The sequence below is a fragment of the Mycobacterium sp. TH-M106 genome, from assembly GCF_057473765.1.
Genome location: NZ_JBYCLE010000097.1, coordinates 1 through 2,009, shown reverse-complemented (window position 1 = coordinate 2,009; position 2,009 = coordinate 1). Strand labels below are relative to the sequence as shown.

The following is a 2,009-nucleotide window of genomic DNA, read 5'->3' as shown; positions in this document are numbered from 1 at the left end:
CATGCCCCGATCCGTAGAAGAGATCATCGCCCACGCTGACGAACTGGCAAAGAAGTTCGAAGAATACGAGCCGTGTCCCGAAGACGAACGAGACCCGGAACTGATTCACGCCCTGCGGCGGGCGGCACGGTCGCGTTCCTTGGCCGAAGCTGAAGTTCGCGCCGCTGTCATCGCGGCGCGCGAAGGCGGATGCTCGTGGACACTCATCGGCGGGGAGCTCGGCACCAGCGGCGAAGCGGTGCGGCAGCGGTACGGATCGGCCGTCCGGCACTGAGGTCCGCGCCCGCTCGGTACGACGACAGCGCGGGGGGAGTCGTCAAACCACCTCATGCCCCGGCACCGCCGATCCGCTGTGCCAGCCGCCCGGCGAACGTGCTCACCTGCTCGGGGCTGTCCAGCGCGAACCGGGCGGCGGTGCGCCGGTCGCCGTCGTCGGTGTGGCGGACGACGATCCCGATGCCGTCGAGGTCGGGTCGCGCCACCGCGTCAAACGCGTCCTCGTCGGTGATGTCGTCACCCAGGTACACCGGCAACACCGGGACGGCCAGCCGATCGAGAATCCAGCGCAGTGTTTTGCCCTTGTCCCAGTTGACATCCGGGCGCAGCTCGACGACTTCGCGGCCCGTCGTCACCCGCAACGCACAGCGCCGGCCGGCGGCATGGACCGCGGCGACCACCTCGCCGACCCTGTCACGCGCGGCATTGCGGTAGTGCACAGCGACGCCAAAACGCTTGTGCTCCACCATGACACCGGGGATTACGGAGAGCTCCGCCCACAGCTGCGCGGCTGCTTCTTCTAGCACCGATACCGCAGCGGCCGCAGCGTCGTTGTGGTGGTGGGTGCCGTCGGGCTCGGTCAGCTCGAAGCCGTGGCTGCCCGCATACCAGATGCCGGGCAGGCCGACCCGCCGGCGCACGTCGGCGAGGTCACGGCCGCTGAGCACCGCGACCGGGCAGTGGGCCGCCAGCGCGTGCAGCGCCTCCGCCGCGCCCGCGGTCAGTTGGGCCGAGTCGGGGTCGTCGACGATGTCGGACAAGGTTCCGTCGAAGTCGAAGAACACCGCCGGTGCGCGGGTGACGATGACGTCGATTGCGGCCACAGCGCTCGGCAGCGCTGACATCGGCAGGTCTCCGGTGCGCACCGCGATCTCACCCAGGTCGGCCACCACCGCGTCGGCGCCGTGCCGGGCCAGGTCGGCTCGCCCGGCCCGGTCGACGCCGATCACCAGGGCGAATCCGCCGTCGCGTCCGGCGGCGACGCCGGCTTCGGTGCTCGCCACGACGACGCTGCGGCCGGGGCGCACCGCCAGCCGGTCAGCCGCCTCTGGGGAGAACGCCGCGGTGCGGACCCCGGCCTGCCGCAGTTTCTCTGCCAGCGCCACCGGCGGGCCGGTGTCGGGCACCGCTGCGGCGAGGTCGAACAGCACCGCATCGTGACGACGCGGGTCGATCGTGACCGACAATTCGTGACCAAACCTTTCCGGGCTGTGCCGGGCCAAGCCGGGCCAAGCCGTGCCGGGCTGTGCCGGGCCAAGCCGGGCCTTGCCGGGCGAGGACCCTCGCCGTGACCACGGTGCCACAGCCGGACGGGATTCGATCGGAAAAACCGCACCGGATCCGGCGTCGGTGGCGGCTGTCGCCGCAACGCTCAGCACTGCGGCGGCGCCCCCGAAAATCTCATGACACGCCGACCATTGGCCCTAGCGACAAGGTGGGGACGGCTAGCGTTACGCTTCCCTCGGAAGCATCGTCTCAACGTCGAGCCTGCAGAGTAGATAACGATATTCTTCCCTGCGGCACAAGGGCTTTCGCTACAACTGCAGGGCTGTGTCGTGCGCGAGGAACAAAAATCCGGATTAATGGAGAGGTATATAAATGATCACACCGTCGTTGAACAAACTGGCTGTCACGGTCGGCGGTCTCGCACTGTCGTTGACCGCTGGCGTGGGGACCGCGGCTGCAGATCCCGATCTGAGCCCGGCCGTCACCACCACGTGCAATTACTCGCA

The 2,009-nt window shown here is 68.9% G+C and carries 1 protein-coding gene and 1 pseudogene; one reads left to right on the top strand and one right to left on the bottom strand.

Going from position 1 to position 2,009, the window contains the following annotated elements:
* Nucleotides 1-274: pseudogene (locus AC2VOP_RS03240) on the top strand (hypothetical protein); the annotation flags it as partial.
* A gap of 52 nt (nt 275-326) precedes the next feature.
* Here the strand turns inward: AC2VOP_RS03240 and otsB are convergent.
* The gene (otsB, locus tag AC2VOP_RS03235) at nt 327-1,463 is read right to left on the bottom strand and encodes a trehalose-phosphatase (protein ID WP_486959636.1); all 1,137 of its coding nucleotides are present in this window, start codon (nt 1,461-1,463) and stop codon (nt 327-329) included.
* Nucleotides 1,464-2,009: the final 546 nt, after the last annotated feature.